14 protein-coding genes and 1 pseudogene are annotated in these 12,452 nt (G+C 31.1%); 1 reads left to right on the top strand and 14 read right to left on the bottom strand.

Translation table 11 applies throughout. The annotated features are described in order from the left end of the window. From WG945_RS06525 to WG945_RS06475, 11 genes and pseudogenes are all read right to left on the bottom strand, one after another. A complete protein-coding gene (locus WG945_RS06525) occupies window positions 1–462 on the bottom strand; it encodes a TspO/MBR family protein (protein ID WP_068448593.1) in 462 nt (153 codons plus the stop codon). 8 nt (window positions 463–470) lie between these two features. Continuing rightward, the gene (locus WG945_RS06520) at window positions 471–578 is read right to left on the bottom strand and encodes a Lacal_2735 family protein (RefSeq protein WP_317039175.1); all 108 of its coding nucleotides are present in this window, start codon (window positions 576–578) and stop codon (window positions 471–473) included. Between the two features lie 66 nt (window positions 579–644). Continuing rightward, window positions 645–1,118 (bottom strand): glutathione peroxidase, encoded by a 474-nt coding sequence (locus WG945_RS06515; RefSeq protein WP_068448592.1) that lies wholly within the window; start codon window positions 1,116–1,118, stop codon window positions 645–647. Between the two features lie 15 nt (window positions 1,119–1,133). Further along, on the bottom strand, window positions 1,134–1,817 hold the full coding sequence (locus tag WG945_RS06510; RefSeq protein ID WP_068448591.1) for an SDR family NAD(P)-dependent oxidoreductase: 684 nt from the start codon (window positions 1,815–1,817) through the stop codon (window positions 1,134–1,136). A 6-nt stretch (window positions 1,818–1,823) separates the two neighbouring features. Then, entirely contained in the window at window positions 1,824–2,039 is a 216-nt protein-coding gene (locus tag WG945_RS06505) for a hypothetical protein (RefSeq protein WP_068448590.1), read from the bottom strand. 77 nt (window positions 2,040–2,116) lie between these two features. Beyond that, entirely contained in the window at window positions 2,117–2,341 is a 225-nt protein-coding gene (locus tag WG945_RS06500) for a hypothetical protein (RefSeq protein ID WP_068448589.1), read from the bottom strand. 3 nt (window positions 2,342–2,344) lie between these two features. Continuing rightward, window positions 2,345–2,530: pseudogene (locus WG945_RS06495) on the bottom strand (DUF2805 domain-containing protein); the annotation flags it as partial. A gap of 390 nt (window positions 2,531–2,920) precedes the next feature. After that, the gene (locus tag WG945_RS06490) at window positions 2,921–4,342 is read right to left on the bottom strand and encodes an SDR family oxidoreductase (RefSeq protein WP_068448588.1); all 1,422 of its coding nucleotides are present in this window, start codon (window positions 4,340–4,342) and stop codon (window positions 2,921–2,923) included. 5 nt (window positions 4,343–4,347) lie between these two features. After that, a complete protein-coding gene (locus WG945_RS06485) occupies window positions 4,348–4,962 on the bottom strand; it encodes a flavin reductase family protein (protein ID WP_068448587.1) in 615 nt (204 codons plus the stop codon). Then, window positions 4,962–6,266, bottom strand: coding sequence for an ABC1 kinase family protein (locus WG945_RS06480; RefSeq protein ID WP_068448586.1), 1,305 nt, complete (start codon window positions 6,264–6,266; stop codon window positions 4,962–4,964). Before WG945_RS06480 ends, WG945_RS06485 begins: the two co-directional genes overlap by 1 nt. A 7-nt stretch (window positions 6,267–6,273) precedes the next feature. Continuing rightward, entirely contained in the window at window positions 6,274–6,930 is a 657-nt protein-coding gene (locus WG945_RS06475) for a TetR family transcriptional regulator C-terminal domain-containing protein (RefSeq protein WP_068448585.1), read from the bottom strand. A 155-nt stretch (window positions 6,931–7,085) separates the two neighbouring features. On the opposite strand from WG945_RS06475, the gene WG945_RS06470 reads away from it, so the two are divergent. Beyond that, a complete protein-coding gene (locus tag WG945_RS06470; RefSeq protein ID WP_068448584.1) occupies window positions 7,086–8,180 on the top strand; it encodes a formylglycine-generating enzyme family protein in 1,095 nt (364 codons plus the stop codon). Between the two features lie 41 nt (window positions 8,181–8,221). Here the strand turns inward: WG945_RS06470 and hutG are convergent, their stop codons facing one another. From hutG to WG945_RS06455, 3 genes are read right to left on the bottom strand one after another with little or no spacing between them, the layout of a single operon-like run. Continuing rightward, on the bottom strand, window positions 8,222–9,214 hold the full coding sequence (hutG, locus tag WG945_RS06465) for a formimidoylglutamase (protein WP_068448583.1): 993 nt from the start codon (window positions 9,212–9,214) through the stop codon (window positions 8,222–8,224). Continuing rightward, entirely contained in the window at window positions 9,207–10,448 is a 1,242-nt protein-coding gene (gene hutI / locus WG945_RS06460) for an imidazolonepropionase (RefSeq protein ID WP_068448582.1), read from the bottom strand. Before hutI ends, hutG begins: the two co-directional genes overlap by 8 nt. Then, window positions 10,448–12,445 carry a urocanate hydratase gene (locus tag WG945_RS06455; RefSeq protein WP_068448581.1) on the bottom strand — a complete coding sequence of 666 codons (1,998 nt, stop codon included), beginning with the start codon at window positions 12,443–12,445 and terminating at the stop codon, window positions 10,448–10,450. The genes hutI and WG945_RS06455 overlap by 1 nt, the downstream gene beginning before the upstream one ends. Between the last annotated feature and the right edge of the window lie 7 nt (window positions 12,446–12,452).

Genomic DNA, 12,452 nt, shown 5'->3' with positions numbered 1-12,452 from the left:
TTAATTATAGATTAGAATGTATAGGTTTAATGAGGTGGCAATACACAACCAAATCATGTAGGGTAGTAGTAGGTATTTGTAAAACTGAGTATTCTGGCTTAGTTTAAAAAAGAAATAAAATAGGGTGGCTGTTAATAATACAATGGTTATTAAGCCTATTAGAACTAGGTGTTGGTTAAAGAAAATATAGTTCCAACTTACATTTAAGATAAATTGAATTATAAAAAATGAAAGTATTTTTGAATTGTAATTGATTGTAAATAATTTACCCAAATAGATAGAGAAACAAATCATAATTAAGGTCCAAGCAATTCCAAAAACAATTCCAGGTGGTGTCCAAGGAGCTTGGTTAAGGTTGGTGTACCAGTCAGAAAGTGGACCATTATTCATTAACCAACTTCCAATGGCTAGTCCTCCAAAATTGATTATTAAAAATAATATCGTAAGTTTTGCTTGTTTCATAACATGAATTATTTAGATTGTAATGATTCAATTTTTTTTAAAATGTTGTCGGCCTCTAGATATTTTTTATCGCTATTAGTTCTATTGATAGCTTGCAGTTTAAAGGCTTCTTCCATTATCTTCTTGTAAGATTCTTCAATTTCTCTATTTCACTTTTCTTTTTAAATAAGCCAAACATAATTTTATGATTTTAAGTGTTTTGTTATTTTTGAGCTCAAAGGTTTTGTAATTGAAAAATAATAATCAACTAATTCGCCTTCTGGAGAGACTAAGTATTTTTGAAAATTCCATTTTACAGAAGAGCTTTTTTTATTGTTTAGCTTCTTTGATGTCAACCATGAATATAAAGGATGCTGGTCTTCTCCTTTTACAGCTATTTTTTCTGTAATTAAAAAAGAAACGCCATAATTTACTTCACAAAATTCTTCAATTTCTGCAGAAGATCCTGGTTCTTGTTTTCCAAACTGATTACAAGGGACACCAATAACAACTATTTTGTCTTGATATGTTTTATATAGCTCTTCTAAATCTTTGTATTGAGGTGTAAAACCACACTTAGAAGCAACGTTTACAAAAAGAATATGCTTGCCTTTAAAATCTGACAAAAGAATAGGGGAGTTCTGGAGACTATTAATCTCTATATCGTAAATATTCATATGGTTTTGATTTATTTATATTTTAAAACTGACAATTCCGCAGTCTAATTCAAAAATTTGACCAGAAATGGAGCTCGCTTTTTCTGAAATTAAAAAAGTAGCCAAATCTGCAATTTCCTTTGGATCTAAATATTTTTTTAGAGGATGACGTTCTTTGATATTTTCTATCATCCGATCATTTCGTAGTAACTTCGATGCTAAATCTGTATCTGTTACAGTTGGTGCAATGGCGTTTACTCGAATTAAAGGTGCTAATTCTGCTCCTAAAGATTTTGTCAATCCTTCTACGGCAGATTTTGCGGTAGCTACACTTGCATGAAAAGGCATTCCTAATTTTGCAGCTACAGTGCTAAATAGTAATATGGATGGTTTATTCCCTTTTTTTAAATAGGGTAAATAATGTTGAATTGCTTTTACAGCACCAATTACATTGATTTCAAAATCTTCTCTGAAATCATTTAACTTTAGTCTAGAAATTGGTTTTAAGTTGATGCTTCCTGGGCAATAGATTAAAGTGTCTATTGTGTCTATTTCAGGTAAATCATCTGTAAGGATATCACAAGTAAAGTGATTGAGGTTAGTGTGAGAAAGTAAAGGAGCAGTTCTACTAATATTTATAATTGAATGCTCTTCAATTAAGCTATCAATAATTGCTTTTCCAATTCCTTTACTTCCTCCAATAACTAAAATTTTATTCATTTGCTTTTAAGGTCTTCCTTTCAAGCGCTTTTCAATTTTTTGTTTAACTGCTGTAAGGCGCTTCATTTGATCCATTATTTCAAGATCTTTTTCTGCTTTATATACTTCATTTAGCTCTAATATTAAGGCTTTTACCTCTCTAGAAGCTACAATTCTATCACTAGTTGTTTTAAATGAGAACTTTCTATGTTCAAATTCTTCCGCTCTTTCTAATAAATTCATTCTGTGTTTCTCTGTTTTAATCTATAATTTGTGAATATAATTATAAAAGTTAGAAAAACAAGAGAAATCTGTAATTATTATGCAGTTAACGGTTTTCCCTTTAAACGTCTCTCTATTCTCTGTTTTATAAGAGTTAAACGTTTCATAATATCCATAATCTCAGAATCTTTATTTTTTTTATATACCTCATTTAAGCTTAAAATCAAAGATTTTGCTTCTCTAGCTGCTAAAACACGATCGCTTGTAGTTGGAAATCTCATTTTTCTTGTTTCAAACTCTAACGCTTTTTTAATTAACTCCATAATTTAATTTTTCTGTATTGAACATTTAAATCTTCCTTTTTGGAAACTTCTTAACTTTAAATGTTTTGTTTTTCTACTTTTAACCTTTTTCTCCACATTACAAAGCTTTTTAGGCTTCATTTCTATTTGCATTAAATTGATCACTTCTTGTTCTTTTAAACTGAATTGATATTTTATTGCCTTAAATGTGGTTCTGTCTTCCTAGGTCATTTGTATTATACAATCAATAGGTGTGCCGTTTAATTGCTTTATGCATAGATTTATCTTATAGTTGCATAGAAGTAACTTTTTGTTATTTTAATCTAATTATAGCTTTCAATAACTATTATCAGATTAAAATAAACGACCATTTTCTATTCTTTAAAAAGATAAGTTAGAAAACTATGTTTTATGTTAACAGTCTTTCTATTGATATTTCAAATATAATAAATGTTTAATAAATAATCTAAATAATTAAACAAAATTAATGTTTTATGTAGTTTTATTTTTATTTAGATTAAATTCTGTAAGATTGAATCCTTTTTTAGAAGGGTAATAAGTCTTGTTTAAATATTGGTAAGAGATATGTTTGTGTTCCTTTTATTTATTAATGTTGTTAATCATACCGTTAAAAACAAACCAATGAAAAGGCATTACTGCATACCAGTAGAGTCTTCCTGCTAAACCATGAGGTCTAAATGTTGCGGTTTGGTGTAGTTTGTCTCCATCAATTTTAAATTCTAACCAAGCTTCACCGGGCATGATCATTTCTGCATAGAGTAAGAGTTTTCCTTTTTCTTTATCAGAATAAATTACTCGCCAAAAATCTAAGGCATCACCAACGTTTAATTCTGTAGGGTGTCTTCTTCCTCGTCGCAATCCTGCACCTCCAAAAAATTGATCTAAAAATCCTCGAATTTTCCATAAAAAAGTACCGTAGTACCAGCCGGTTTCTCCTCCTATCGACCAGATTCTATCTAATGTTCTTTTTTTATTTTTTACAACTCTAGTTTTGTGATCTTTAAAGCACCCGTATTCTGGTACGTTCACAAATTCGTGAACAAAGTTTTTTAGTTTTCCGCTACTGATGTACGAGTCTTTCCAGCTAGAAATAATGCTATTTTGTTCAATTTTTTTAAATGCTAATTTTACGGCTTCTTTGTAAGACATTGGGCTTACATCTAAAATTGCATTAATGTTGCTTTTGTTTCCAATAACTTCTACACCCATCGAGTTCACTAACGAACTTGCTAGTTTGTAAGAGGTAGAGGTTACAAAATAGAGCCAATAAGAGGATAGTTTAGGAGTCATTACGGGTACTGTTAAAATGTACCTTTTTAATTTTCTTACTTCAGCAAATTGCAATAGCATTTCTTTGTAAGTAAGTATTTCGGGGCCAAAAATATCGTGAGATGTGTTGTATAATTCTTTTTTATCTAACGCTTTGTATAAAAAAGATAAAACATCTCTAATTGCTAAAGGTTGTGTTTTGGTGTTTAACCATTTAGGCGCAATCATTGCTGGTAATTTTTCTACCAAGTCTCTAATTATTTCAAAAGAAGAACTTCCGGAGCCTACAATAATTCCTGCTTTAAAAGTGGTTAAAGAGTATGTATCAGAAGCCAAAGTGATTTCTACATTTTTACGAGATAGTAAATGTTTAGAAAGTTTGGTGTCGTTAGTTATTCCGCTTAAATAAATTACCTGTCTTATAGTAGTTGTTTCTGCAAAACGTTTAAAATTGAATGCACATTTTTCTTCTAAAGCATGAAATTCTTTTGCAGAATTAGTCATAGAGTGAATTAAATAATATGCAATATCAATATTTTTTGTAATGTTTTTTAGGCTATTCTTATCAAGGAAATCAGCTTCAACTAATTGAACTTTTTTTTGGTTTTTATAATAGCTTTCTGCTCTTTCTTTATCTCTTACAGGGCAAATAACAGTATGTCCGTCATTTAATAATAACGGAATTAAACGTTTGCCAATATAGCCAGTTGCACCTGTTACAAGAATTTTCATAGGTTTTATTTAGGTCTTTGATACGGTAATTTTTTCTTGAATTTAGGTACAGCATATGTGTCTAAACCATTAATTGTAACAATGTTTCCTTTAGGTAGATTGATGATTCCGTCAGTTTCTAACAATTCATCATCTACGTATAATTCTTCAATTTGAGCTACAATCAGCAATACATCATTAGAAGGAATATGTATTTCTTCTATAAACTTCATGCTCATTTGTACGGGAGCATTCTTTACAAAAGGAGCTTTAAAACTTCCTTTAAATTCTTCCTCTAAATTGGTTACATTAAATTCAGAAATCTCTTCTGGGTATTTTGCAGATGTGTGATGTGCATCTTCAATTATATCTTCATAAATATGATTGATAGTAAAGATACCATTTTCTTTTATGTTTTTATAAGTGTTTCTTGGTACAGTTGTAGGTCTTAAAATAAAACCTAAAGTTGGTGGATTGGATCCTAAATGTGTTACGGAGCTAAATACAGCAACATTGGTAATACCAGTATTGGATATCGATGCTATTAAGTTAGCAGATTTAAAACCAGAACAACTATTTATAAGGTTTATTTTATATAGATGTTCTAGTTCTTGGATGTTTTTGTTATTGAAAAAAGCCATTAGAGCGATTTAAAATTATTTATTTTTATATCTTTTGCTTTTAAATCATGCATTAAATTATACAAACCAAAAAAGGTTCTGTTAATGTAGATAAAGTGTTTAGAACCTCTGTTTCCATTCATATCTTTAAGCTCAGTGCTTTTTGCGTATTTAGCACCTAAGTCAGAAAGTTTACCAAAGAATACTTCATCAGAAAAGTCGAAAGTTTCTTGATGAAACGGTTGTGTAAATAAACTTAGCATTTCATGAAACATCGCTCTAAAGAAATCTAATTCTTCTTTAGAATCATCTTCTCTTAAGATTTCTAATTGAAATAGTTTTTCTTCAAAAAAAGTAGGATTAGAAATGTTCTCTTTATTAGCCAATTCAAAATAAGGAATATAAAAATCATTCGGTATGGTTTTCATACAACCAAAATCAATTACAATCAATTCGTTTTCTGGTGATATTAAAAAATTTCCAGGATGCGGATCTGCATGTACTTTTTGTAGCTTGTGAATCTGAAACATGTAGAAGTCCCATAATGCCTGTCCTAATTTATTAGCAACCTCTTGTTTGTCTGTGTAAAATTCAGATAAATGCACACCATGCATCCAATCCATAGTTATAATTCTGTCTGATGATAAATCAGCATAATATTCAGGGAATTTTAGATTAGGTATGTGTTTGCAGGCCGCAACAATTTCTTTACTTTGTGCTACTTCTAAAATATAATTAGTTTCTTCAACCAATTTATTTTCTACTTCTTTAAAATATTTATCAGAATCTTTTCCTCTAATATTAAACATTTTAATAGCAATAGGTTTTACCAAAGCTAAATCTGAAGCAATACTTTGTGCAACACCCGGATATTGAATTTTTACAGCCAATTCTTTTCCGTCTTTTTCTGCTTTATGAACCTGACCAATACTAGCTGCGTTTACAGAAACAGTATTAAATTTATCGTAAATTTCATTCGGGTTTTTACCAAAATATTTTTTAAAAGTTTTGGTTACCAAAGCGGGAGAAAGTGGTGGTACAGAGAATTGAGAAAGCGAAAATTTTTCTACATACGCTTGTGGTAGAATACTTTTTTCCATACTCAACATTTGAGCTACTTTTAAAGCACTTCCTTTTAATGTTTTTAAGCCATCATAAATATCTTCTGCATTGTTTTCATTTAATTTAGCTTTGGCTTCTTCTTCTGTTTTTGTGATTTTATCTCCATAATATTTAAGATAATTCACGCCAATTTTAGCTCCAGTAGTAACTAATTTAGAAGCTCTCTGAATTTTAGAAGTTGGTATAGAATCAATTGTTTTCATAAGCTATTTAGTTAAAATTTACTTTTTCTTTGATAATAAATTTACCGAAGTCGATAATACTTTGTAAAGGCTTTATGTCCATTAAATCAAAACGAGCATTGATAGATTTTTCAATAAATAAATCTGTTTTTTCAAAAGATGGAGAAACATCATCTAACCAAAACTTCATGGTTACTAATAAATGAAACCAAGAAGATTCTTGTATAGACTTCTCTTGAATTTTTTCTAATTTTTCGTGTTTTAAGTCTATTTTTTCTATGCCAATATTCTTAACATAGTTGAGGTAATTTTCTCGTAATTTTTTTAATGATTTTAGTTTCTTAAAATCTTTTTTACTGTTTTCTAATGCATACACAACATAACTTCTATTAGCGGTTAGTATTTCGAAAAAAGTAAAATAAAAACTTAGTAATTTGTTTCTTGCGTCAAAGCTTTCGTAATCTTCGCTTTTCGCTAAAATGGTTATAGTATGATTAAAAAATTCAGAAAAAATAGCTTCTTCAACAGTTTCAAAAGAGCTATAAAATTTATAAAAATCAGCTTCCTCAAAATTGTTTTCTTTGGCAAAAGAATAAACAGATTTTGGTTGATGGTTGTTCTCTAGTACAAATTCCATGTACCAAGATATTAAGTTGTCTTTTGTAATATTTTTCTTTCGAGCCATAATCTTTTGATATTTATGTAAATATACGTTTGTTTAACTTAATAGCGATATTGTTGAACAATAATTTTTTGTTAAAATAAATTGATGACTTTTAAATTATAAAAATAAACATCAATAGAATATCTATATTTGCGTTAAATCCTAATTTATTAAAGATGAATTTTAATTTAAAAGTATTAATAATTACAGTACTAATGTCCTCAGTTATTTTTAGTAGTTGTGATAAAAAGAAATCAACAACAGACAAAAAGGTAAACAAACAAAATGAAGTTTTAACCCAAGACGTTAAAGCTCCAGAAGGTATGGTATGGGTTGCAGGAAAAACTTTTTTAATGGGAGCTAAAGATGAAGATAAGTATGCAATGCCGCGAGAAAAACCAGCTCATAAAGTAAAGGTTGATGGATTTTTTATAGATGTTCATGAAGTTACTAACAAGCAATTTAGAAAATTTGTAAATGCTACTAAATATGTTACGGTTGCAGAAAGACCGATAGATTGGGATGAAATTAAAAAAGATTTACCAGCAGGAACAGTAAAACCTGCAGACTCCATATTACAACCAGGAAGTTTAATTTTTAATAAACATGCCAAAGGAGTTGTTTCTATGGATAACTACGGACAATGGTGGAAATGGCAAATTGGCGCAAATTGGAAACAACCAGAAGGACCAGGAAGTTCTATAGAAGGGCAAGACAATTATCCTGTTGTGCATATTGCTCAAGAAGATGCTTTAGCATATTGCAAATGGTCTAACAGAAGGTTGCCTACTGAGGCAGAATGGGAATCTGCTGCACAAGGTAAATTTGAGGATAATATTTTTACTTGGGGAAATAAGGCTGAAGATTTAAATGCGAATGCAAATACATGGCAAGGTAAATTTCCAACAGAAAATGTTTCTGAAGATGGATTTGAATATATTTCACCAGTAGGATCTTATCCTGCAAATAATATTGGTTTGTATGATATGGCTGGTAATGTTTGGGAAATGACGTCAGATTTGTTTAATGTAAATTATTATCAAACTTTAAATCCATCGGCTGTACTTACAAATCCTATAGGAGCAGATAAATCATATACACCAAGTAATCCGTACCAAGTAGAGTATGTTATGAAAGGTGGTTCTTTCTTATGTCATGCGTCTTACTGTGCAAGTTTTAGAATTTCTGCAAAAATGGGAATGGAGCCAAATTCAGGGTCAGATCATATTGGTTTTAGAACGGTGGCAACTAAAGAAATGTTGGCAAAATAATAAAGACTATTATTTATAAATGAATACGAAACTCCCTTTTATCAATCTGATGAAAGGGAGTTTTTTGTTTGTTCCATTACAATAAAATCTACAAGTTTAGCAGCTAAATTGGCTGTTGTATTGTCTATATCTAAAGATGGATTTAGTTCTGCGATATCACAAGAAATTACTTTTTTTGTTTCAAATAAATAGTGAAGTATTTTAAAAATAAAATTAGGGGTAAAACCTAAAGGTGATGGAGCACTCACTCCAGGTGCATAGGCAGATGAAAAACCATCCATATCTATGGTAATATATAGGTAATCGTTTTTATCAATAATTGGTTGTAGCCTTTTCTTGATAGCATTTATGTTTTCTGAATTAGTTTCACAATCATAATTAATAACAAAATCTACATTTTTACTTTTTGCAATATTAAAAAGTTCTTTGGTGTTAGATTGTTGCTGAATTCCAATAGGAAAATAACTTACATTTTTAAACTCATTTAAAATTTGATTAAAAGGAGTTCCAGAGTTTGGTTTGGTTTCTACTGGGCGTAAATCGAAATGAGCATCAAAATTTATAATAGCAATGTTCTTTTTTTGTTCGTATTTTACGCTTTCATAAATACCTTTAAAATGACCATAAGCAATGTCATGTCCGCCACCAACTGCAATCGGAAAAATGCCATTAGAAATTAGTTTTTTTATCGCCTTTGCAAAGCTTAATTGACACGTTTCTAAATCTTCATTTATGCAAACAATAGTACCAACATCTACAATTTTTTTAGCCTCAAAATGGATGGGGAGTTTAGCCAGACGCTCTCTTATAACATTCGGACTTTCACTAGCGCCAATTCTGCCTAAATTTCTTTTTACACCTTCATCACAAGCATAACCAATTAAGGCGATGTCAATTTGTTTGTTATCAGCCTCATTAATAGCAAGCAGTTCAATTTCTTGATACCAATATTGATTTTCTAATGCTGGGTTTGATTTTCTGCCCGTCCAGAATTTTTTTTCAGGAAGCTGGTATGTCATATTTAACTTATCCATCGATTCCTATTCCTTTTAAATATACTTTTTCAATCTGATTACTTCCAAAAGAATAAGGGATAAAGGCATAAGAATTTATAGGTTTGGTTAAAATTAAATTCGCTAATTTTCCTTTGGTAATTGTTCCAGTTTTAGTTTCTAACCCCATGGCATAAGCGCCATTTATAGTACTTGCATTAATTGCTTCTTGCGGAGTCATTTTCATTTTAATACATGCTGTAGCAATCACAAAATTCATGTTACCAGAAGGAGAAGAACCTGGGTTAAAATCAGATGCTAAAGCAATTGGTAAACCTGCATCAATCATTTTACGTGCTGGTGTGTACGGAATGTTTAAAAAATAAGAACAACCTGGTAATGCAACAGGCATTGTATTGGTCTTTTTTAAGGATTCAATATCTATGTCTCTCATAACTTCTAAATGGTCTACAGATAAAGCATTGAATTGTATACCTACCTGAATACCATCAATAGCCGTAAATTGATTGACATGAATTTTAGGAGTCAGTCCATGCTTTTTTCCTGCTTCTAGAATTTTTTTGGTGTCTGTAGCAGAGAAATATCCTGTTTCACAGAAAACATCGATATATTCTGCCAATTTTTCTTGGGCTACTTTAGGAATGATATTGTTTACCAATAAATCGATATACCCTGTTTTATTTTCTTTGTACTCTAAAGGAATTGCATGTGCGCCTAAAAAGGTTGCTTTTATTTCTATAGGGTAATTTTCTTTTAATTTTTTAATAACACGAAGCATTTTTAACTCAGCTTCTGCTGTTAATCCGTAGCCAGATTTAATTTCTATGGCTCCTGTTCCCAGTTGAATAACTTCTTTTAATCTAACCTCACTTTGTTTGTATAATTCATCCTCTGAAGTTTGTTGTAGTTTTTTAGCAGAGTTTATAATTCCGCCTCCATTTTCTGCGATTTCTTCGTAAGATAAACCGCTAATTCTATCGGCAAATTCGCCTTCTCTATTACCTGCATAAACGAGATGTGTGTGAGAATCGCACCAAGTAGGTAGTATCATTTTTCCGGTAGCATCAATCACGTTTGTAAAATCATCAATCGGACACTCTTTCATTTCACCAAAATTAGCAATCAAGCCATCTTCTACTATTAAAAAAGCATTTTTAATAGTAGGTAAAATATTCATTTCATCACCAGAAACAAAAGAAATTGGAGTTGTTCTAACTTGAATTAATTCTTTTATATTTTTAAATAATGTAGCCATTAAAATAAGTTGTTTAATAGTTTGTCTTGTACTAAGTTAGGTAAAGTTACTTTTAAATTGGGCGACCTTTCCATTTCTCTTTTAATGGCAAAAATGGCTTCATCATTTCTAGCCCAACTTCTACGCGCAATACCGTTATTTACATCGTAAAACAACATGCTTTTTAAACGTTTTTCGGCTTGTTTAGAGCCGTCTAATAACATACCGAAACCGCCATTTATTACTTCTCCCCAGCCAACGCCGCCACCATTGTGAATAGAAACCCAAGTTGCGCCTCTAAAACTATCGCCGATAACATTATGGATTGCCATATCTGCAGTAAATTTACTTCCATCGTAGATGTTAGACGTTTCTCTAAATGGAGAATCTGTTCCGCTTACATCATGATGATCTCTACCTAAAACAACCGGTCCAATTTCTCCATTTTTAATAGCATTATTAAAAGCGGTGGCTATTTTAGCGCGTCCTTCTGCATCTGCATATAAGATACGAGCCTGAGAACCCACCACCATTTTGTTTTTCTTTGCATCTTTAATCCAAGTAATATTGTCTTGCATTTGCAATTGAATTTCTTTGGGAGAATTTTCCATAATTTTTTGTAAAACCGTGGCTGCAATTTTATCTGTTTTATCTAAATCTTCTGCTTTTCCAGATGCACAAACCCACCTAAACGGACCAAAACCATAATCGAAACACATAGGCCCTAATATGTCTTGCACATAAGAAGGGTATTTAAAATCGATTCCATTTTCTGACATTACATCTGCTCCGGCTCTAGAAGATTCTAATAAAAAGGCATTTCCGTAATCGAAAAAGTAAGTCCCTTTTTTGGTGTGGTTGTTAATTGATTTTGCGTGTCTTCTTAAAGATTTTTGTACTTTCTCTTTAAAAAGTAAAGGTTCTTCACTTATTAATCGGTTCGATTCTTTGTAAGAAATTCCTGCAGGATAATAACCACCCGTCCAAGGAATATGTAAAGAAGTTTGGTCTGAACCTAAGTGAATAAAAATGTTTTCTTCATCAAAACGTTCCCATATTTCTACCACATTACCAATATAGGCAATGGAAATTGTTTCGTTTTTTAGTTGTGCAATTTTCACTCTTTTAATCAAATCATTGATATCATCAATTAAAAGATCTACCCAACCTTGTTGATGTCTTTTTGTAGCGGCTTTTGGGTTTACTTCTGCAGCAATCGTAATGCAACCCGCAATGTTTCCTGCTTTTGGTTGTGCGCCACTCATTCCGCCTAAACCAGCGGTTAAAAATATTTTTCCTTTTGATGTTTCTTCTTTTGATAAAACTTTTCTAAAGGCATTCATTAAGGTAATTGTTGTTCCGTGTACAATTCCTTGTGGCCCAATATACATATAAGAACCAGCGGTCATTTGTCCGTATTGTGTAACGCCCAAAGCATTGTATTTTTCCCAATCGTCAGGTTTTGAGTAATTAGGAATCATCATGCCGTTGGTAACAATTACTCTTGGAGCTTTTTTAGAAGAAGGAAATAAGCCCATCGGATGCCCAGAATAAATGTGCAACGTTTGTTTATTTGTCATTTCTGATAAATAATGCATTACCAATAGGTATTGCGCCCAATTCTGAAAAACAGCTCCATTGCCACCATAAGTAATTAATTCTTCTGGATGTTGGGCAACTTTAGGATCTAAGTTATTTTGAATCATGAGCATAATTGCTGCTGCTTGCGTCGATTTTGCTGGGTATTCTTCTATGGAACGTGCGTGTATTTTGTAATTGGGTTTAAATCGGTACATATAAATACGGCCATAATTTTTTAACTCTTCTGCAAATTCAATCGCAAGTTCTTGATGCCATTCTTTTGGGAAATAACGCAATGCATTTCTAATGGCTAATTTTTTTTCATCAAAAGATAAAATATCCTTTCTTTTTGGTGCTCTATTTACGTTTTTAGGATATTCTTTCTTGTTTGGTAAAGTAGCCGGAATTCCTTCTTGTAGTTGTTCTTTAAATGTCATCTTTAAA

Origin of the sequence: Polaribacter atrinae (assembly GCF_038023995.1) — a bacterium.
GTDB classification, from domain to species: Bacteria; Bacteroidota; Bacteroidia; order Flavobacteriales; family Flavobacteriaceae; genus Polaribacter; species Polaribacter atrinae.
Note: the sequence above shows the minus strand (reverse complement) of the source record. Positions and strands in the feature narration are given on the sequence as shown.

Excerpts from the sequence above, each read along its gene's own strand:
- WG945_RS06525 (WP_068448593.1), bottom strand. The coding sequence starts at position 462 with ATGAAACAAGCAAAACTTACGATATTATTTTTAATAATCAATTTTGGA.
- WG945_RS06520 (WP_317039175.1), bottom strand. The coding sequence starts at position 578 with ATGGAAGAAGCCTTTAAACTGCAAGCTATCAATAGAACTAATAGCGAT.
- WG945_RS06515 (WP_068448592.1), bottom strand. The coding sequence starts at position 1,118 with ATGAATATTTACGATATAGAGATTAATAGTCTCCAGAACTCCCCTATT.
- WG945_RS06510 (WP_068448591.1), bottom strand. The coding sequence starts at position 1,817 with ATGAATAAAATTTTAGTTATTGGAGGAAGTAAAGGAATTGGAAAAGCA.
- WG945_RS06505 (WP_068448590.1), bottom strand. The coding sequence starts at position 2,039 with ATGAATTTATTAGAAAGAGCGGAAGAATTTGAACATAGAAAGTTCTCA.
- WG945_RS06500 (WP_068448589.1), bottom strand. The coding sequence starts at position 2,341 with ATGGAGTTAATTAAAAAAGCGTTAGAGTTTGAAACAAGAAAAATGAGA.
- WG945_RS06490 (WP_068448588.1), bottom strand. The coding sequence starts at position 4,342 with ATGAAAATTCTTGTAACAGGTGCAACTGGCTATATTGGCAAACGTTTA.
- WG945_RS06485 (WP_068448587.1), bottom strand. The coding sequence starts at position 4,962 with ATGGCTTTTTTCAATAACAAAAACATCCAAGAACTAGAACATCTATAT.
- WG945_RS06480 (WP_068448586.1), bottom strand. The coding sequence starts at position 6,266 with ATGAAAACAATTGATTCTATACCAACTTCTAAAATTCAGAGAGCTTCT.
- WG945_RS06475 (WP_068448585.1), bottom strand. The coding sequence starts at position 6,930 with ATGGCTCGAAAGAAAAATATTACAAAAGACAACTTAATATCTTGGTAC.
- WG945_RS06470 (WP_068448584.1), top strand. The coding sequence starts at position 7,086 with ATGAATTTTAATTTAAAAGTATTAATAATTACAGTACTAATGTCCTCA.
- hutG (WP_068448583.1), bottom strand. The coding sequence starts at position 9,214 with ATGGATAAGTTAAATATGACATACCAGCTTCCTGAAAAAAAATTCTGG.
- hutI (WP_068448582.1), bottom strand. The coding sequence starts at position 10,448 with ATGGCTACATTATTTAAAAATATAAAAGAATTAATTCAAGTTAGAACA.
- WG945_RS06455 (WP_068448581.1), bottom strand. The coding sequence starts at position 12,445 with ATGACATTTAAAGAACAACTACAAGAAGGAATTCCGGCTACTTTACCA.